A 19,429-nucleotide genomic window follows, 5' to 3' on the forward strand; every position below is an offset into this window, starting at 1 on the left:
GAGGATGCCATGCACCGAATCGACGCCCTCGTCGCTCTGGTCGCCGCGTCCTCCCACGCGACGCGCCCCGTCCGACGCTCGTAGGGCCCCGCGTCGCGCTCCGGCGCAGCCGCATCGCCCCGACCGACGAGCTTCGCCGCGCCTCCGGCATCCCTCTCCGCGCCTCATCCCGGCGTCCGCTTCGACCCCACGAGGATCATGACCACCGCTTCGCCGCCACCCCGCCTCTCGACCCCGCGCGCGCTCGCGCGTCTGCTGCCCATCGCGCGTCCGGTGCTGCCGCGCCTGATCGCCGGCGCCGCCACCGCGCTCGTCGCGAGCCTGCTGGCGCTCGCCATCCCGCTCGTGCTCGAGCAGATCGTCGCCGGCCCCATCGCCTCCCTCGACCCCGCAGCGCTGGTCTGGGGTTCTCTCGCCGTCCTCGGTCTCGGTCTCGCCGAAGCCGCGATGGTGTGGCTGCGGCGCTGGTTCGTGCTCGCCCCCGCGACCAAGGTCGAGTACGACCTGCGCCAGTCGTTCTACTCGCGCCTTCAGCGCCTGCCCGTCGCGTTCCACGACCGTTGGCAGTCGGGGCAGCTGCTGTCGCGCATGATGCAAGACATCAGCATGCTGCGCCGCTGGCTCGCGTTCGGCGTCATCCTGCTCGTGGTCAACCTGCTCACGATCGTGATCGGCGCCGTGCTGCTCTTCCGCTGGCACTGGCTGCTCGGGGCGCTGTTCCTGGTCACCTCGGCGCCCGTCATCTACGTGGGCTTCCGGTTCGAGAAGCGCTACGGGGCGTTGACACGTCAGAGCCAGGACCAGGCGGGCGACCTCGCCACCTCGGTGGAAGAGAGCGTCCACGGCATCCGCGTTCTCAAAGCCTTCGGGCGCGGAAAGCACGCGTTGCAGAAGTTCACGCGCCAGGCCGAGTCGCTGCGCGAGACCGAGATCGACAAGGCGCGCGCCATCGGGTGGATCTGGTTCTGGCTGGTCCTGCTCCCCGACATCGCGTTCGCCGTGTGCCTGGGTGCGGGCATCGTGCTCACGCAGCTCGAGCAGTTGCAGGTCGCCGAGCTCGTGGCCTTCTTCGCGATGGCCACCGTGCTGCGCTGGCCGATGGAGTCGATCGGGTTCCTCTTCTCGTTCCTCCTCGACGCCCGTACCGCGACCGACCGCATCTTCGAGGTGTTCGACGAAGAGAACACGATCGTCGACCCCGAGCACCCGCGCACGATCGCCGTGCCCCGCGGCGAGCTCGCGTTCGAGAACGCGCATTTCCGGTATCAGGATGCCGCTGACACCGAGCCCGACCTGCTCGACGGGGTCGACCTCGTGCTGCGGCCGGGCGAGACGATGGCGCTCGTCGGGCTCACCGGTTCGGGCAAGACGACGCTCACCACCCTGCCCGGACGCCTCTACGACGTCACGGGCGGACGCGTGCTTCTCGACGGCGTCGACGTGCGCGACCTCACGCTCGCCGAGCTGCGTCGACACGTCGGCATGGCCTTCGAAGACGCCACGCTCTTCTCTCAGACGGTGCGCGACAACGTGCTGCTCGGGCGCGAAGACCTCGCGCCGGGCTCGCCCGAGTCCGAGGAGCTCCTCCGCGAGGCGCTCCAGGTGGCGCAGGCGCACTTCGTCTACGACCTGCCCGACGGGCTCGACACGGTCATCGGCGAGGAGGGCCTCAGTCTCTCCGGCGGTCAGCGTCAACGCCTCGCCCTCGCTCGCGCGGTCGCCGCGCGACCGGCTGTGCTCGTGCTCGACGACCCGTTGTCGGCCCTCGACGTCGACACCGAGGCCCTGGTCGAAGACGCTCTGCGCGAGGTGCTGAGCGAGACCACCGCCCTCGTCGTCGCGCACCGCCCCTCGACCGTGACTCTCGCCGACCGCGTCGCCCTGCTCGAGAACGGTCGGGTGACGGCCGTCGGTACGCATTCCGACCTCCTGCGTGAGAGCGAGCACTACCGCTATGTCATCTCGAGCCTCGAAGAGGCCGAGCGCGAAGCGCGCACCGGCGCCATCCCCATCATCCGTTCGACTGACGACGGCACCCCGGATGCCGTCGCGCCCGACGACCGCCCCGACGCTCGCACCCAGAAGGAGGCGACCCGATGACCACCGCGACCGTCTCCGGAACGAGCGGCGAAGACCGCTCCGACTACACGCGTGAGGAGAGCCGCGCGATCCGTCAGCGCTCGTTGCGTCTGCTCGGTTCGCTCGTGTCGCCCCTGCGCTGGCAGCTCGTGCTCGCGGCATCCGTGCTCGTGGTGTCGACGGCGCTTCGCGTCGCCGGACCCGCCCTCATCGCCTACGGCATCGACAACGCGCTGCCCGCCGTGATCGAGCGCAGCGACTGGATGCCGACCATCGGCGTCGTCGGCATCTATCTGCTCGCGGGCATCGGCGGTGCCGTCCTCATCGGCTGGTACGTCGTCGTCGCCGCGCGCCTGACGCAGGCGGTCATGCTCGACCTGCGCAAGCGCATCTTCCTGCACACGCAGCGGCTCAGCCTCGAGTTCCACGAGTCGTACACCTCGGGCCGCATCATCTCGCGTCAGACCAGCGACCTCGACACCATCCGCGAACTGCTCGACGGGGGGCTCAACGAGCTCGTCTCGGGCGTGCTGTACGGGCTGTTCACCCTGATCGCGCTGTTCCTCATCGACTGGCAGTCGGGCCTGATCCTCACCGTCATGGGAATCCCGATGTACCTGCTCATGCGGTGGTTCTACATGCGCTCGCAGGTGATCTACCGCGAGTCGCGTGTCATCAGCGCCCAGGTCATCGTGAAGTTCGTCGAGACGATGACGGGTATCCGCGCCGTCAAGGCGTTCCGTAAGGAACCTCGCAACGACGACGAGTTCGGCTCGCTCGCCGCCAGCTACCGCGACGTCAACATGCGTTCGATCAAGCTGTTCGGAACCTTCGAGCCCGGCATCATGGCCGTCGCCGCCGTCTCGGTGGCGGTCGTTCTGCTGTGGGGCGGAGGGCGCGTCATCGCCGGACCGCTCGAGATCGGTGTGCTCACAGCGGCGGTGCTGTACGTGCGCAACTTCTTCTCGCCGCTGCAGGAGGTCGCGTTCTTCCTGAACTCCTACCAGTCGGCGACGGCAGCCCTCGAGAAGGTGTCGGGCGTCCTCGAAGAGGAACCCACGGTGCCCGACCCCACCGACCCGATCGACCTGTGGACGGCGAAGGGCCACGTGCGCTTCGACGACGTCACGTTCGGATACTCCGACGATCGCGTCATCCTGCCGCACTTCTCCCTCGACATCCCCGCCGGACAGACGATCGCCCTCGTGGGCACGACCGGCGCCGGCAAGTCAACGCTCGCCAAACTCGTGTCGCGCTTCTACGACCCCACGCGGGGAGCGGTGACCCTCGACGACGTCGATCTGCGCCGCCTGCACCCGAAGGATCTCCGCCGGGCGATCGTCATGGTGACGCAGGAGGCGTACTTGTTCAGCGGGACGGTCGCCGACAACATCGCGCTCGGAAAGCCGGATGCCACGATGGACGAGATCCGCGCGGCCGCTCGCGCCGTGGGTGCCGACGGCTTCATCTCGAAGCTGCCGGACGGCTACGACACCGACGTGAACAAGCGCGGCGGTCGCGTCTCGGCGGGCCAGCGCCAGCTGATCTCGTTCGCCCGCGCGTTCCTCGCCGATCCGTCGGTGCTGATCCTCGACGAGGCGACCGCGTCGCTCGACATCCCGAGCGAGCGCCTCATCCAGGACGCTCTGCAGACCCTGCTCGCCGACCGCACGGCCATCATCATCGCCCACCGTCTCTCGACGGTGGCGATCGCCGACCGGGTCCTCGTGATGGAGCACGGCCGCATCATCGAGGACGACACCCCCGCCGCGCTCATCGCGGGCACCGGCAAGTTCGCGCAGCTGCACGCCGCCTGGCGGGAGTCGCTCGTCTGATCATTTGGATGCCACGCCCCTGCCGTGACGGGGCGTGGCATCCGGATGATCACTACCGGCCGTGGGTTCTGCGTCGGCGGGCCGCCCACATATCGAGCACGCCACGAGAGATCGATATGGTCGCCGCGGCGCCGAGCATGATCGTGGTGGTGATGCTCCACCATTGCGGGTTCGGTCCGAGCTGGATGACGGCGAAGACCGCGAGGGCGATCCCGAACGGGAGGGAGAACCAGGGCCCTGTCATGCGGCAACCGTAGGCACGCGAGCGTTCCACCGACAGCGGGATCGACGACATTCACCCGCCGTCAGGGAGCTTTTCGCGTCAGACGCCGATGCGCGCGATGACCTCGCCGTACTCGGTCTCGCCGACGGCCGTGAAGCCGACGCGCTCGAAGAAGGCCTCGGGGCCGCCGACGCCGGGTTCGTAGATGACGTCGACGTGGTCCATGCCGCGGTTGCGGGCCTCGTCGAGCACGGCGGCGAGAGCGAAGCTGCCGACGCCGCGGCCCTGCTCGTCGGCGTCGACGTTGATGCGCCACAGCACGGAGCGGAAGTGCTCCTCGTGCGCGTCGGGGTCGAAGTTCGCGCTGACGAAGCCCACGACCTCGTCGCCATCGAGGACGACCCGCTGCCACGAGGTCTGCGGATTGCTGACGGTCGCGGCGATGCCGTAGCTGACAGGAGCGAGGAACTGCTCTTGCCCGGGCTTGAGCGACAGGGTGTTCACCGCCACGATCGTGGCGGCGGACAGTTCGACGAGACGCAGGTCAGCCATGCGCCCAGGCTAGCGGCACGCCCCCTCAGTCCCAAGATCGCATGCCCGAGCATGCGTTCGGCGTCACCTGCGCGTCGCCAACGCGCCGCCCCGCGTTCACCCGCAGCCCGCCGTGAGCACACGGCGGGAAGGCCCCCGAATTATCTCGACATCAAGAGACTTTGCCGCGGTGCGATAGGCTGGGGAGCAACCCTGGCCGCCTCTACGGAGAGATCTGACGTGCCCGATTCCACCATCATCTACACGTACACCGACGAGGCGCCGGCTCTCGCCACCGCGTCGTTCCTGCCCATCGTGCAGGCCGTCACGAAGCAGGCGGGCGTCGACGTCGAGACCCGCGACATCTCGCTCGCCGGCCGCATCCTCGCGGCCTTCCCCGAGCGGCTGACCCCCGAGCAGCAGGTGGGCGACGCGCTCGCCGAGCTCGGTGGCCTCGCGACGCTGCCCGAGGCGAACATCATCAAGCTGCCGAATATCTCGGCATCAATCCCGCAGCTCAAGGCCGCGATCGCCGAGCTGCAGTCGCAGGGCTACGACATCCCCGACTACCCCGACGAGGCGTCGAGCGTCGAAGACAAAGACGTCCGCGCCCGCTACGACCGCATCAAGGGTTCCGCCGTGAACCCGGTGCTGCGCGAGGGCAACAGCGACCGTCGCGCCCCGCTCGCGGTGAAGAACTACGCCAAGAAGCATCCGCACCGCAACAAGGCGTTCGCCGACGGCTCGAAGACCCGCGTGGCGACCCTCGGTCACGACGACTTCCGCTCGAACGAGAAGTCGGTCGTCATCGCCGACGACGACGTTCTCACCATCCAGCACGTGGCCGCCGACGGCACCGTCAAAACGCTGAAAGAGGGCCTGAAGGTCCTCCAGGGCGAGATCGTGGATGCCACCTTCCTCTCGGCCGCGGCCCTCGACGCATTCCTCGCCGACACGCTGGCCGAGGCGAAGGCCGACGACGTGCTCTACTCGGTGCACCTCAAGGCCACCATGATGAAGGTCAGCGACCCCATCATCTTCGGCCACGTCGTCAAGGCGTTCTTCGCCGACGTGTTCGACCGCCACGGCGACGCGCTCGCCGCTGCGGGCCTCACCCCGAACGACGGACTCGGCTCCATCCTCGCGGGGCTGTCGAACGTCGAGGGCGGCGAAGCGATCGCCACGGAGATCCGCGAGGCGCTCGAGAACGGTCCGCGCCTCTCGTACGTCAACAGCGACAAGGGCATCACGAATCTGCACGTGCCCTCCGACGTGATCGTCGACGCGTCGATGCCCGCGCTCATCCGCAACGGCGGAAAGCTGTGGGGCGCCGACGGGGGAGAGGCCGACACCCTCGCCGTCATCCCCGACTCCTCGTACGCCGGTGTCTACCAGGCGACCATCGACGACGTCATCGCCCACGGCCCCCTCGACCCGGCCGCCATCGGCTCGGTGCCGAACGTCGGCCTCATGGCGCAGGCGGCCGAGGAGTACGGCAGCCACGACAAGACGTTCGAGATCCCGGCGGCCGGCCGCGTGCAGGTCGTCGCCTCGAACGGCGACGTGCTGCTCGAGCACGAGGTCGACCGGGGCGACATCTGGCGCGCGACGCAGACCAAAGACGTCGCCGTCCGCGACTGGGTGAAGCTCGCCGTCACCCGCGCCCGCGCCACCGGTGTTCCGGCCGTGTTCTGGCTCGACGAGACCCGCGCGCACGACCGCAACCTCATCGCCAAGGTCAACGACTACCTTGCCGACCACGACACCGAGGGCCTCACCATCGAGATCCTCGCGCCGGCCGAAGCGACGACCTACTCGCTGGAGCGCATCCGCCGCGGCGAAGACACGATCTCGGTCACCGGCAACGTGCTGCGCGACTACCTCACCGACCTGTTCCCGATCCTCGAGGTCGGCACGAGCGCCAAGATGCTCTCGATCGTGCCGCTGCTCGCGGGCGGCGGGCTGTTCGAAACCGGCGCCGGCGGCTCCGCGCCCAAGCACGTGCAGCAGCTCGTCGAGGAGGACTACCTCCGCTGGGATTCGCTGGGTGAGTTCTTCGCGCTCGCGGCCTCGCTGGAGCACCTCGCCGACACCACCGGCAACGACCGCGCTCGCGTGCTCGCGCAGACGCTCGACGCCGCGACCGGCACGTTCCTCGAGAACGACAAGTCGCCCGGCCGCGCCCTCGGCACCATCGACAACCGCGGCAGCCACTTCTACCTCGCCCTGTACTGGGCGCAGGAGCTGGCGCAGCAGTCGACGGATGCCGACCTGGCCGCGGTCTTCGCCCCCGTCGCCGAGAAGCTGGCCGCCGAGGAGGACACGATCGTCTCCGAGCTCAACGCGGTGCAGGGCCACCACGCCGAAATCGGCGGGTACTACCGCCCCGACACCGAGCTCGTCGAGAAGGTGATGCGCCCCTCGGCCACGCTGAACGCGGTGGTCGACGGCCTGCGCTGACACGCGACTCCCGAGAAGGGCGGATGCCACACGGCATCCGCCCTTCGTCGTCGTCGGCCCGAGGGAGCCGCGGCTTGCTCCCGAGCGCTCGGCGACGCGGTGCGGACATCCCGCACGGTCCACGGGGTGAACGTGCGGGCGAACGTGACGCGGCCACGGCGCGTGGGCGGGGGAGTGTCGTCGACGGGCGCGCGCGGGCTTGCTGCACTGGTCCTTCCACCGGAAAGGATCGCCCGTGTCTCCGCTTCTCCCTCGCCGCCGTCGCTCGCTCCTCGTCGTCGCTTCGGTGTTCGCCATCGTCCTCGCGCTGCTCGGGGTCTACCAGTTCGGGGTGAAGCGTCTGCCGCCGACGGATCCCGCGGCGCTGGACGAGCTCGACACGCGCATGTTCGTCGCCCTGCAGACGCAGTACGACGCCTTCGCGCGCACGCCCGAGGCGCTGTGGGATGCCGATTACCGGTACGACCGTGAGCCGCTGCTGCTGGTGCGAAAGGACGCCGACGGTGCCCTGGCCTGGCCCTACGTCTACCTCGTCAACATGTCGTCGCTCATCGACACATCGCGCTTCGCCCGCATGGAGTTCGCCGAAGACAGCACACTGTCGGACGTGCGCGTCGCGACCGACGTCGACCTCCAGATGCTGACGGCGTGGACGCCCGGCACGTTCGACACACTCGAGTACGCCGGCAGGGGCGTGCTCGCCTTCACGTACTCCCCGGCTCAGTTCGACGACGACAGCGATCCGCTGCTGCAGTTCGCGACCTTCTCGATGCACGAAGCCTTCCACGTCAACGTGCAGCCGACGTGGCGGCAGGACATCGACGGGGGAGCGCGTGTGTGGGACCCGCCGACGGGCGCGCAGCTGCGAGCGCTGTTCGGGCAGGAGTTCGCGGCGCTGGATGCCGTGACCACGGCGACCGACGACGCGCAGCGTCGGGACATCGCGGCGCGCATCGTCGAGGAGCGACGAGCCCAGGTCGAGAGCGTGCCGGCTCTGAGCGCCCGCGCTGCCCTCGAGACGATCGAGGGCAGCGCGCGCTACCTCGAGCGGCGGTACTCCGATGTGTCGGGAGGGCGGATCGGCGTTCTGACGAACAAGCGAGGCGAGACGAGCTCGTTCGGAGCGGTCCTCGACTGGGCGACGTCGGCGGACGGCGACCCCGGGATCTTCGAGCACACGATCTGGTATGAGACCGGCGCCCAGCTCGCCTTCCTGCTCGACCACCTCGCCCCTGACTGGAAAGCCCGGGTCGCCGACGGTCGAACTACTATGTTCGACGTTCTCGTCGACGCCGTGGATGCGCACGGCTGACGACGCCGCTCAACTGCGGCGGTGAGAACGACGGAGGGGAGGATGCCATGGCATCCGCCCCTCTGTCAGAACCGGCCTCAGTAGTGGACCGAGACCTCGGTGCCCTTGTAGGCCCAGTCGTAGAGCTCCTTGGCGTTGTTGACCGTGAGGTTGACGCAGCCGTGGCTCATCGGCGTCCCGAAGTTGTTGTGCCAGTAGGTGCCGTGGAACGCCTCGTCGCCGTTGAAGTAGGCGACCCAGGGCACGTCTTTGGTGCACCAGTCGTAGCCGTCGACGCAGCCCATGTCTTGCATCGACGTCTTCCAGCCGATGCGGTAGTTGCCGGTGTGGGTCTCCCACCCGCTCTTGCCCGACGACATCGACCAGTTGCGGTAGACCTGGCCGTTCTCGTAGAGGGTGACCGTCTGCGCGCTGAGGTTCACGTCGATGCGACGCTCGGTCTTCTTCGTGTCGAAGGGCGTCTCGGTGACCGTCAGGGCGTAGCGCGCGTCGCCGTCGGCGAGCTGCGCCGCGAAGGCGGCGGCGATGCCGCTGGTGTCGCCGAGGGTGCGGCCGGTCTGCCCCTCGGTCAGGGCCTTGATGACCTCGCCGCCACTGTCGACGATGACGTCGGCGTTGACGGCGGTGCGGTCGACGCTGCCCGCGAGGCCCGCGACCGCGTTCTGGATGGCGGCCTCGTCGGCGGAGATGGCGAACTCGCCCGTGCCGTCGGGCGTCACGGTGATCCACGATGCCGCGGTGGCGCGGTCGACGGGCACGGTGCGCTCGTCGCCGATGTAGAACCCGGCGGAGTCGAGGATGCCGTTGAGCTTCGCGACGGCGACGTCGGCCTCTTCGGTGCTGACGGGCGCGTCGACGGGGACGAGACCCGCCTGCACGGTGGTCGACGGTATGCCGGCGTCGAACGCGGACTGCAGCGCGGCCGTGACCGCGGCGACGTCGATGCCCTCGCCGGCCTCGGCGGGGGTGGTCACGTAGGACTCAGCCCCGGCGTCGTAGGCCAGTGAGGCGTCGACGGGAGCGCGGAACGCGCCGGGGGAGCGCTCGCTCAGGGCCGCGGCCGCCTCGGCGGCGTCGACCTCGATCGACACGCCGGTGCCCTGGGGGAACCACGAGGCGGGCTTCCACATCGGGTTGTCGGCGAAGGCCTTGTCGGCGAGGGCTGCGGCGTCGACCGTGGCGCCGAGGTCGGCACCGGTGACGGTGACTTCACCGGCGGGGCTCTCGACGGTGACGGCGGTCTCGGCGAGACGGGTCTCGATCGCCTGTGCCGCCGCTCCCGCGGTCAGGCCGCCGATCTGCACGCCGGCGACCGATGCGCCGGGGGCGATGAGCACGAGCGAGGCGGCGATCAGCGCGACGGCCGTCGCGCCGGCGGGAATGCCGATCCACAGGCCGGAGCGGTTCTTGCGCGTCTTGGGCTCGGCCGGAGCCCAGGCGTACGTCGCGCCGTCGGTGCCGTCGGTCATGAGTGAAACCCCCCGGTAGTCAGTCTTCTCATGTTATTAGACCGTGCTGCGCATTCACCCGGAGGCATGTCACGGTCTCATCACGCCCACGGGGCAAGTGCGCGGCGGCTGCGTGGGCGCGGCGACGTCGCATCCCGCGGCCGTCAGGGGGCGAAGACCTTGCCGGGGTTCAGGATGCCGAGGGGGTCGAACACCCGGGCGATGTCGCGCTGCAGCTGCCACTGGTCGTCGCCGAGTTCGTCGGCCAACCACCGGCGCTTGAGCACGCCGATGCCGTGTTCGCCGGTCAGGGTGCCGCCCAGGGCGAGGGCGGCACGGAACAGCTCCTCCGCGGCATCCCAGACCACCGCCGGCACGTCGGGTCCGTCGAAGACGAAGTTCGGATGCAGGTTGCCGTCGCCGGCGTGGGCGACGGCGGGGATGACGAGACCGAACTCGCGCTCGATGCGCGCGATCTCGTCGAACATGTCGGGCAGGGCGCTGCGGGGCACCGAGACGTCCTCGATGAGCGTCGTGCCGAGGGTCTCCATGGCGGGATGCATCGCTCGCCGCACGGCCAGGAGGGCCTCTCCCTCGACCGCGTCCGCGGCGACCGACACATGGCCGCCCGCCGCCGTCAACACGTCGGCGATGACGCGCGCCTCGTCCGCCGCGACGGGGCCGTCTGTCTGGATGGTCAGCTGCGCGGCGCCGACGGGCGGTGCGGGCAACGACAGCAGGCGGTGCACGGCTGCGAGGCTCGTGGCATCCATCAGCTCCATGATCGCGGGCTGCACACCGGATGCCGTGACCGCCGCCGACGCCACGGCCGCCGCCCGGACGCCCTCGAAGAGCGCGGTCAGCGTCACGCGCTCGCCCTCCACGAGGCGGCGGAGCTTCAGGGTCGCCCCCACCACGACGCCGAGGGTGCCTTCGGAACCGATGACGAGCGAGGTGAGGTCGAGTCCGGTCACGCCCTTCACGCTGCGATGGCCCAGGTGCAGCAGGCGTCCGTCGGCCAGGACGAGGTCGACGCCGAGCACCGCGTCGCGGACGACGCCGTACTTCGCGCACAGCAGGCCGCCCGCACCGGTGGCGATGTTGCCGCCGACGGTCGATATGGCACGGCTCGCGGGGTCGGGCGCCCACCACACGCCGTGCGGTTCGAGAAGCGCATTGAGGTCGGCATTGAGGATGCCGGGTTCGACGACGGCCAGCAGATCGTCGGGCCGCACCTCGATGACGCGGTCCATGGCGCGCACCGAGAGGCTGATCTCGCCGCCGCCGGTGTTTGCGCCGCCGGCGAGTCCCGTGCCGGCGCCGCGCGGCACGACCGGGGTGCGGGTGGCCGAGGCGATGCGCAGCGCGGCCTGCACGTCGGCGACGGATGCCGCATTGACGATGGCGAGCGGAAGACCGGTGGCGGCGTGGCCCGACTTGTCGGCGCGGGCGGCCTCGAGGGATGCGGGGCGGGTGTCGACCCGCTCGCCGAGCTCGGCGCGCAGCAGGGCGACGACGTCGGCGCTCACCCCAGGCGCCGGCGGCCGTTCACGGCGCCCACGGTGACCGCGACGATCGCGAATCCGAGGCCGATCCACGCCTGGCCCATGCTCCACCAGGCGATGGTCGCGGCGGCGTAGACGAACAGCTCCACGATCGCGCGCACGAACGGGTGCACGGCCAACACGGCGCGCGGCGAGACGAACAGCGCCCACACGACGATCGCGAGCGCCGGGGCGCCGATGCCGGCGACGATGTTCCACGGCAGCGGCCAGGCGGTGAAGCCCCAGATGGCCAGGGTCACGAAGGCGACGAGCCCGCAGGCGACGCTGACGATCTCGATCGCGGTCGGCCGGGGGCGCATGCCCGGGTCGAGGGGTGCTGCGGCGCGGACGCGGGGGGTTTCGGACACGCCTTCGATGGTACGTCGTCTCCGCGTGGCGTGCCCGGGCGGTGTTCGGCTCGACGTTGGAGGAGTACTCGTTCCCCAACGGCTTCTACGGGGTGGGTGCGTCGTCGTCGGCGTCGGTCGTCGGAGAGGTCGTATCGAGTCGGTGAGCCTTGGCGGAATCCTCGACCGCGAGCAGGTGAAGGTGCATCCGCATCCGCGCGCGGTCGGGGTCTCGCCGCCCGATCTCTTCGAGGATCGCCCGGTGTTCGGCCTGCGTCGCGGCGATGACTTCGCGCTCTTCGAGTGCGCGCCAGACGCGCGTGCGGTAGGTGCGGCCGGCGAGTGAATCGATGAGGGCGGCGAGCAACGGGTTGCCGCCGGCTTGCGCGATGCGGCGGTGGAACTCGGTGTCGACGTCGATGATGGCGCCGATGTCGCTCTGCTCTGTGCCGGCCTCGAGCAGCGCGTCGACGCGATCGAGGAGGGCGCTCATCGCGGCGATCTGCTCGTCGGTGACCAGGCGCGCGGCCAGGGCGGCGCTCTCGGCCTCGAGCACGCGGCGCACGTGCAGCAGCTGCGCCGGTTCGGCGTTCATCTGCCGGTCGGCGAACAGCGTCAGCGGTCCCAGCAGTGTGGTCGCATCGAGGGCGGTGACGTACGTGCCGTCGCCCTGGCGTGCTTCGACCACCCCGAGTACGGCGAGCGCGCGGACGCCCTCGCGCAGCGAACCGCGCGAGACGCCGAGCTGTTCAGCCAGGTGCTTCTCGATCGGCAGGCGGTCGCCCGCGCTCAACTGACCCGACTCGACCATCGACAGGATCGATGCGACCACGATGTCGGTCTGCGACCGACGCGGCGGCGTGGCCGTCGTACCCGATGGAGGATCGAGCGGGATCATTCCGTCATGGTAAAGGAGCACCCTTGATCACCGACGCTCATCTGCACGTGCGGGACCGATCCCGCGTGCGCCTCGCGTCGGCGTCTTCCTGAGCGATGACCGGAACATCGCTGTTCCGCTCCCGCGACGCTGCGACAACCCCGCTGAGTATGACGCCGACTCCTGCCGAGTGAGGGTGGATCATGAAAGACGACGACGTCCGTCGACCGGAAGCGAGCCCCGCCGCGGCCCGACCGCCCCCGTGCTTACGCCTGCTTCGGCGCCGAGCGCGTCATCCGACGAGCGAGATCGCCGGCCTGTCCTGGTGAGGTCGATCCGCGGGTCTTTCCGAGGTGGCCCCTCGGCGTGCCGCGGCGGAAACCGGTAGGCTGACACGGTCGCGACTGGCGTTGAGGTGGGTAACCACCGGGGAGCGACCGCTTGACGGTATTCGACCGCACGCCTGGGTCGATGCGGTATCTCTGCGGACTCGCCGAGTCCGTGGCATCCGGAACCATCGTCAAGGAGATCGCATGACCGATCCGTACTTCAACGCCCCTCTCTCCGAGGTCGATCCCGAGATCGCCGAGGTTCTCGAGCGCGAGCTGAACCGTCAACGCGGCTTCCTCGAGATGATCGCCTCCGAGAACTTCGTCCCCGTCTCGGTGCTGCAGTCGCAGGGTTCGGTGCTGACCAACAAGTACGCCGAGGGCTACCCGGGTCGCCGCTACTACGGCGGCTGCGAAGAGGTCGACGTCGCCGAGTCGCTCGCGATCGAGCGGGCCAAGGCCCTCTTCGGCGCCGAGTACGCCAACGTCCAGCCGCACTCGGGCGCGTCGGCCAACGCCGCCGTGCTGCACGCGATCGCCCGCCCCGGCGACACGTTGCTCGGCCTTGCGCTCGACCAGGGCGGTCACCTCACCCATGGCATGAAGATCAACTTCTCGGGCCGCCTCTACGACATCGTCGCCTACGGCGTCGACCCCGAGACCAGCATCATCGACATGGACGAGGTGCGCCGCCTCGCCGTCGAGCACAAGCCGAAGGTCATCATCGCCGGCTGGTCGGCCTACCCGCGCCAGCTCGATTTCGCCGCCTTCCGCGCCATCGCCGACGAGGTCGGTGCGCTGCTGTGGGTCGACATGGCGCACTTCGCCGGCCTCGTCGCCGCGGGCGTGCACCCCTCGCCCATCCCGCACGCGCACGTCGTCTCGACCACCGTGCACAAGACGATCGGCGGCCCCCGTTCGGGTCTGATCCTCACCAACGACGAGGCGCTCGCCAAGAAGATCAACACCGCGGTCTTCCCCGGTCAGCAGGGCGGCCCGCTCATGCACGTCATCGCCGCGAAGGCGACGGCTTTCAAGCTCGCCATGAAGCCCGAGTTCAAGGAGCGCCAGGAGCGCACCCTGCGCGGTGCGGCGATCCTCGCCGACCGCCTCACCCAGGACGACGTCAAGAACGCGGGCATCGCCGTGCGCTCGGGCGGCACCGACGTGCACCTCGTGCTCGTCGACCTGCGCGAGGCCGAGATCGACGGCAAGCAGGCCGAAGACCTGCTGCACGAGATCCACATCACGGTCAACCGCAACGCCGTGCCCAATGACCCGCGTCCGCCGATGGTGACCTCTGGCCTGCGCATCGGCACGCCCGCGCTCGCGACCCGCGGCTTCGGCGACGCGGAGTTCACCGAGGTGGCCGACATCATCGCCCTGGCCCTGCAGCCCGGCGCCGACGTCGAGGCGCTGCGCGCGCGTGTCGCGACGCTCGCCGACGCGTTCCCGCTGTACCCCGACCTGCAGCAGTGATCGCCGCCGGGGCGGGGTCGCTTCGCGGCGGTTCCGTCCCGGCGTCGGGGTCGCCTCGCGCCGTCCCACCCTCTCGGTGAACGCGACTCCCGGGGAGAAACGCCTTCGCGGGACGTTTCTCTCGGGCGGTCACGTTTCTTGCGGGGGGAGACCGGCTCCGGCCCGGGCCCCGGCGCCGGCGCCGGTTTCGGCCGCGGGCCCGGCGCCGGTTTCGGCCGCGGCCCCGGTTTCGGCGGCGGCCCCGCCCCCGGCGCCGCTTTCGGCCCCGCCCCCGGCGACGGCTTCGGCCGCGGGGCCCGCCCCCGGCGCCGCGGCTTCGCCGGAGCGACGGATCGTGACGCGGCGACGCGGCATCCGGAATCCCACCGCCCATCACCTCGATAAACGGGATCGGCGGGAAGAAACGTCTTGTCGGGGCGTTTGCTCCACGAGATCGCGTTTATCGACGAACACCCCCACGACCGGTACGACACAGAACGAGGGATGCCATGACGGCGACGATTCTCGACGGTAAGGCCGCGTCTGCGGCGATCAAAGCGGAGCTCGCCGAGCGCGTCGCGGCCCTGCGCGAGCGGGGCATCGTGCCCGGCATCGCCACGGTGCTCGTGGGCGCCGATCCGGCCTCGCAGCTGTACGTGGGCATGAAGCACAAGCAGTCCGAGGCGATCGGCATGAACTCGATCCAGGTCGAGCTGCCGGCCGAAGCCACGCAGGAAGACGTGGAGGCCGTCATCGACCGCCTCAACGCCGACCCCGCGTGCCACGGCTACATCGTGCAGCTGCCCCTGCCGAAGCACATCGACACCGACGCGATCCTGGAGCGGATTGATCCGGCCAAGGATGCCGACGGCCTGCACCCCACCAACCTCGGGCGTCTGGTGCTCAACGTGAACGCGCCCATTCTCACGCCGCTGCCGTGCACGCCGCGCGGGGTCATCGAGCTGCTGCTCCGCAACGACTACGACCTGAAGGGCAAAGAGGTCGTCGTCGTCGGCCGCGGCGTCACCATCGGCCGCTCGATCGGGCTGCTGCTGACCCGCCGCGAGATCAACGCCACCGTGACGCTGACGCACACCGGCACCGCCGATCTCGCCACGCACCTGCGCCAGGCCGACGTCATCGTCGCCGCGGCCGGTGTGAAGCACATCGTGCGGGCCGAAGACGTCAAGCCGGGCGCGGCGGTGCTCGACGTGGGCGTGACACGCGAGACCGACCCCGAAACCGGCAAATCGCGCGTCTACGGCGACGTGCACCCCGATGTGGTCGATGTCGCAGGCTTCGTCTCGCCCAACCCCGGGGGAGTGGGGCCGATGACCGTCGCGCTGCTCATGACGAACGTCGTCGAGGCGGCCGAGCGAGCAGCCGCGGTCTGACACCGCGCCGCTGTACGCGCGCTCCTTTCCGGCGCCGGGCGTCGAGCGCGGGGCGGCCCGACGCACGCCTGCGGGGCTGGGGCGTCTCAGCGCGGACGAGACATCCCGGGCCCGTCGTACGCCTGCGGGTTTGGGGCCGTCTCGGCGCGGACGAGACATCCCGGGCCCGTCGTACGCCTGCGGGTTTGGGGCCGTCTCGGCGCGGACCAGGCGTCCCGGGCCGTCGCACGCCTGCAGGCCTCGGTCGGTCTTGGTGCCGGCGCGGCGTTCGGGGCTCCGGAGATGTGCGCCGGATCGCCGGGGTTCCGGCCGGCTGTCGCGTGCGGCGGAACGGGTTCTCCGGAGCGCGGCACGCCGGGCGTCATGCCCCGACCCCACGCATCGGTCGACGAGCGGTGAATCGCACGATGCCGCCGGTTGAACGGACGGGGCATCCGACGCAATGGGGGAGGCGGCGACCCGGCCGACGTGGCAGAGTTTTCTCATGACTGAGTCCGTGCTGAACGACCTCCTCCGCCGCGTCACCGAGAGCGGTCTGCTCGACGACGCGCAGATCGACGAAGACAGCGTCATCGGCGCCGGACACCTCGACGCCGCAGGCGTCGAAGTCGAGGTCGACCTCGACCCCGAGCTCGACGAGGACGACGAGCCCGACCTCGACGCGATCATGACGGGGCTGAAAGACATCCTGTCGGTGAGCGAGGACCGCTGGCGCGCGATCGTCGAAGAGGTCGCGAGCGACATCGAAGACGCCCTCGACGACGACGAGCTCGATGCCGACGTCGACCTGCGCACCGACCTCGAGGCGATCGGCGTCGGGGTCTTCGCCGACGCCATCATCGTCGTCTTCGCCGGGGAGACCTCGTTCCCCGATGCTCTCGTGCACGTGCAGCTCACGCCCGAGCTCGAGGTCGAAGACATCGAGATCATCGGTGACGACGACGAGGACGACGACGACGAGGACTGACCGCTCGACGCCGAAGGCCGCGGACGTGCGATGACGTCCGCGGCCTTCGCCGTTCGTGTGCGCGAGCTGCCGGCATCCGGTGCCGTCTGAGAAACGCCGTCCCTAGCGAGACACGCCCCTACGCGGCGTTTCCGACTCGGGACGGCGTTTCTCGCTCCGGGGCTGGGCCCGCGCCCCGGCGGCGTTTCTCGCTCCGGGGCTGGGCTCGCGCCCCGACGGCGTTTCTCGCGCCGCGGCTGGGCTCGCGCCCCGGCGGCGTTTCTCGCTTCGGGGCTGGGCTCGCGCCCCGCCGGCGTTTCTCGCTCCGGGGCTGGGCCCGCGCCCCGACGGCGTTTCTCGCGCCGCGGCAGGTCGGCGCCCCGACGGCGTTACGCGATCGCGGCGCGCAGCGCTGCCGCGGCGGCGCCCACGTCGGGCGCGCTGTAGATCGCGCTGCCCGCGACGGCGACCTGAGCGCCCGACTTCTGCACGTCGGCGATGCTCGAGGCGTTCACGCCACCGGCCACCGAGAACGGCACGCCCGACGCCTCGCCGTCGCGCAGCAGCGTGCCGAACGTGAAGCCCTCTTCGGCCTGCTCGTCGAGCCCGGCGTGCATCTCCACGAACTCGGCTCCGAGGGCGACGACCTCCTTGGCGCGGGCGGGCTTGTCGGCGACACCGATGAGGTCGACGACGACACCCTTGCCGTGCTTCTTGGCGGCCTTCACGGCGCCGGCAATCGTGCTGTCGCCCGCCGAGCCGAGGACGGTGATGAGGTCGGCGCCCGCGGTGAAGGCGATGTCGGCCTCGAGCTCGCCGGCATCCATCGTCTTGAGGTCGGCGAAGACGACCTTGTCGGGGTGGGCCTGCTTGATGGCGGTGATCGCCGAGAGGCCCTCGCTCTTGATGAGCGGGGTGCCGAGCTCGAGGATGTCGACGTGCGGCGCCGCAGCGGCGGCGAGGTCGAGGGCGGCTTCGGTGGACAGGGTGTCCATGGCGAACTGCAGCTTCATGCGAGGGTCCTTACTCTCTGCGGGTGGGTTATTCGAGGTTGGCGTGGCGCGGCCACAGGTCGTCGGCGTCGAGGCCCGAGCGCTGCCAGAGAGCGTCGAAGATCGCATCGCCCACGAGCACGACGGCCTGCTCGAAGAGGCTGCCGGCGTACTGGGCCGAGGCGGCGCCCGAGCGATCGAGCTTCGCCGCGGCGGGAACGACGACGAGGGCCTCTGCGGCGCGCCCGAGGGGGGAGTCGGATGCCGTGGTGATCGCCGCGATCTTCGCTCCGACGGCCGTCGCCGTCTCGGCGGCCCGCACGATCCCGGTGGTGGTGCCCGAGCCGCTGGCGGTGAGCAGCGCGTCGGTGGCGCGGATGGCCGGCGTCGTCGTGTCGCCCACCACGTGCACGTCGAGCCCCAGGTGCATGAGGCGCATCGCGGTCATGCGCAGGGCCAGTCCCGAGCGCCCGGCTCCGAGGACGAAGACGCGGTCGGCGCCGGTGAGCACGTCGAGTACGCGGTCGAGATCGTCCGGTTGCGCCGCGAGGCGATCGACGACGGATGCCACTTCAGCGGCGATCCGGACGAGGGAGGCCTGCACCGCATCGGCGTGGGCGGCGGTCTTCACGGGAGCGGGCGAGGGCATGGCCCCATGCTGCGCTGCAGGCGCCGTCGCCGAGGCCGGTCGCCGGCAGGGGTGGACCTACCCGAAGGGGTAGGTGCGCAGGATGGGCTAGGTTGGGCCCGTGACCGACGCCCCCGCCCTGCCCTCGCCGGCCTCGCGCGCACTCGTGATCGAGCACGAGCGCATCGTCGCGGAGCAGGCCGACCGCCACGCCGTGACCCTCGAGTCCGTGCTGGCGATCCTGCGATCGCCGCGCCTCGACGACCGGGCGGCGCGCACCCTCGCGATCGAGGCCGCCGCGGCAGCCCTCGTCGTGCTGCGTACGGCGACCGACAGCCAGCGCAGCGCGCTGCTCGAACCCGTCACGGGCGCCTTCGCCCGGTTGCGCAGCGATCTGCGGCCCCTCGTGCGTCACGGCGATCTCGACGTGCAGTTCGTCGAGCCGCCGACCACGGGCCGGGCGCTCCCGGGCGAGGTGGCGCACGAGGCGCGCGCGATCGTGCGCAGCGCCGTGCTGGCCCTGCTCGACCGCGGGGCACCGCACCGGGTGCGCATCCAGTGGGACTGCGACGGGTTGAACCTGTTGATCGGCATCCGCGACGACGGGGAGGGACGCCTGACCGCGCACGACGATTCCCTGCGGCCGATCGTCGAACGGGTCAGCGCGCTCAACGGCGCGTTTGAGGTCGCTTCGACTCCGGGGTGGGGCTCCGAGCTGTCGGTGCGGCTCCCTCTCGACCCGCCGGCGCGGCCCGAGTTCCTCGACGACGCGGTCGACCTCAGTCCGCGCGAGCGCGAGGTGCTGACCCTCGTCGTCGCCGGCTCCCGCAACCGGGCGATCGCTGCGCAGCTGGGGATCAGCGAGAACACCGCGAAGTTCCACGTATCGAACCTGCTGCGCAAGGCCGGCGTCACCACGCGGGCCGAGCTCGTGGCGCTCGGCGCGTCGCGGATGCCCTGATCGCGGCGCGGCCCCGGAACGCCGCGGCCCCGGCGCGGAGCGCCGCGGCCCCGGCGAGAAACGCC

At 70.5% G+C, this 19,429-nt stretch carries 16 protein-coding genes and 1 riboswitch; of the genes, 8 read left to right on the forward strand and 8 right to left on the reverse strand.

Annotated elements, in window-relative coordinates:
- The first annotated feature begins 198 nt into the window (after positions 1-198).
- Together AS029_RS02960 and AS029_RS02965 are read left to right on the forward strand one after the other, a co-directional pair.
- The gene (locus tag AS029_RS02960) at positions 199-2,100 is read left to right on the forward strand and encodes an ABC transporter ATP-binding protein (protein ID WP_082642110.1); all 1,902 of its coding nucleotides are present in this window, start codon (positions 199-201) and stop codon (positions 2,098-2,100) included.
- Entirely contained in the window at positions 2,097-3,914 is a 1,818-nt protein-coding gene (locus tag AS029_RS02965) for an ABC transporter ATP-binding protein (protein WP_058231072.1), read from the forward strand. Before AS029_RS02960 ends, AS029_RS02965 begins: the two co-directional genes overlap by 4 nt.
- 52 nt (positions 3,915-3,966) lie before the next feature.
- Here the strand turns inward: AS029_RS02965 and AS029_RS02970 are convergent, their stop codons facing one another.
- Both AS029_RS02970 and AS029_RS02975 read right to left on the reverse strand, forming a co-directional pair.
- On the reverse strand, positions 3,967-4,158 hold the full coding sequence (locus AS029_RS02970) for a hypothetical protein (RefSeq protein ID WP_139167999.1): 192 nt from the start codon (positions 4,156-4,158) through the stop codon (positions 3,967-3,969).
- A gap of 78 nt (positions 4,159-4,236) precedes the next feature.
- Positions 4,237-4,689: a GNAT family N-acetyltransferase gene (locus AS029_RS02975; protein WP_058231074.1), complete on the reverse strand. Its 453-nt coding sequence runs from the start codon at positions 4,687-4,689 to the stop codon at positions 4,237-4,239.
- 219 nt (positions 4,690-4,908) lie between these two features.
- Between AS029_RS02975 and AS029_RS02980 the strand changes: the two genes are divergently transcribed.
- Both AS029_RS02980 and AS029_RS02985 read left to right on the forward strand, forming a co-directional pair.
- Positions 4,909-7,128, forward strand: a complete 2,220-nt coding sequence (locus tag AS029_RS02980) for an NADP-dependent isocitrate dehydrogenase (protein ID WP_058231075.1) — start codon at positions 4,909-4,911, stop codon at positions 7,126-7,128.
- Between the two features lie 235 nt (positions 7,129-7,363).
- Complete coding sequence (locus AS029_RS02985; protein WP_058231076.1) at positions 7,364-8,440, forward strand: hypothetical protein; 1,077 nt, start codon at positions 7,364-7,366, stop codon at positions 8,438-8,440.
- Between the two features lie 77 nt (positions 8,441-8,517).
- Here the strand turns inward: AS029_RS02985 and AS029_RS02990 are convergent, their stop codons facing one another.
- From AS029_RS02990 to AS029_RS03005, 4 genes are all read right to left on the reverse strand, one after another.
- Positions 8,518-9,909: a L,D-transpeptidase family protein gene (locus AS029_RS02990; RefSeq protein WP_058231077.1), complete on the reverse strand. Its 1,392-nt coding sequence runs from the start codon at positions 9,907-9,909 to the stop codon at positions 8,518-8,520.
- Positions 9,910-10,052: 143 nt separating this feature from the next.
- Positions 10,053-11,417: an FAD-binding oxidoreductase gene (locus AS029_RS02995; RefSeq protein WP_058231078.1), complete on the reverse strand. Its 1,365-nt coding sequence runs from the start codon at positions 11,415-11,417 to the stop codon at positions 10,053-10,055.
- Positions 11,414-11,800: a YrdB family protein gene (locus AS029_RS03000; protein WP_074615811.1), complete on the reverse strand. Its 387-nt coding sequence runs from the start codon at positions 11,798-11,800 to the stop codon at positions 11,414-11,416. The genes AS029_RS02995 and AS029_RS03000 overlap by 4 nt, the downstream gene beginning before the upstream one ends.
- A gap of 85 nt (positions 11,801-11,885) precedes the next feature.
- Positions 11,886-12,677, reverse strand: a complete 792-nt coding sequence (locus AS029_RS03005) for a FadR/GntR family transcriptional regulator (RefSeq protein ID WP_058231079.1) — start codon at positions 12,675-12,677, stop codon at positions 11,886-11,888.
- Between the two features lie 369 nt (positions 12,678-13,046).
- Positions 13,047-13,132: riboswitch (ZMP/ZTP riboswitch) on the forward strand.
- A 57-nt stretch (positions 13,133-13,189) separates the two neighbouring features.
- Between AS029_RS03005 and glyA the strand changes: the two genes are divergently transcribed.
- From glyA to AS029_RS03025, 3 genes are all read left to right on the forward strand, one after another.
- On the forward strand, positions 13,190-14,464 hold the full coding sequence (glyA, locus tag AS029_RS03010; RefSeq protein ID WP_058231080.1) for a serine hydroxymethyltransferase: 1,275 nt from the start codon (positions 13,190-13,192) through the stop codon (positions 14,462-14,464).
- Positions 14,465-14,952: 488 nt separating this feature from the next.
- A complete protein-coding gene (locus tag AS029_RS03020; protein ID WP_058231082.1) occupies positions 14,953-15,837 on the forward strand; it encodes a bifunctional methylenetetrahydrofolate dehydrogenase/methenyltetrahydrofolate cyclohydrolase in 885 nt (294 codons plus the stop codon).
- 484 nt (positions 15,838-16,321) lie between these two features.
- Complete coding sequence (locus AS029_RS03025) at positions 16,322-16,804, forward strand: hypothetical protein (protein WP_058231083.1); 483 nt, start codon at positions 16,322-16,324, stop codon at positions 16,802-16,804.
- Between the two features lie 368 nt (positions 16,805-17,172).
- Here the strand turns inward: AS029_RS03025 and hxlA are convergent, their stop codons facing one another.
- Positions 17,173-17,796, reverse strand: a complete 624-nt coding sequence (hxlA, locus tag AS029_RS03030; protein WP_058231084.1) for a 3-hexulose-6-phosphate synthase — start codon at positions 17,794-17,796, stop codon at positions 17,173-17,175.
- A gap of 28 nt (positions 17,797-17,824) precedes the next feature.
- Entirely contained in the window at positions 17,825-18,424 is a 600-nt protein-coding gene (gene hxlB / locus AS029_RS03035; protein ID WP_058231085.1) for a 6-phospho-3-hexuloisomerase, read from the reverse strand.
- Between the two features lie 100 nt (positions 18,425-18,524).
- Here hxlB and AS029_RS03040 point away from each other — a divergent pair, with 100 nt between their 5' ends.
- Positions 18,525-19,364 carry a helix-turn-helix transcriptional regulator gene (locus AS029_RS03040; protein ID WP_082642112.1) on the forward strand — a complete coding sequence of 280 codons (840 nt, stop codon included), beginning with the start codon at positions 18,525-18,527 and terminating at the stop codon, positions 19,362-19,364.
- The last annotated feature ends 65 nt before the right edge of the window (positions 19,365-19,429 follow it).

Origin of the sequence: Microbacterium enclense (assembly GCF_001456955.1) — a bacterium.
In the GTDB taxonomy this organism is placed as follows: Bacteria; Actinomycetota; Actinomycetes; order Actinomycetales; family Microbacteriaceae; genus Microbacterium; species Microbacterium enclense.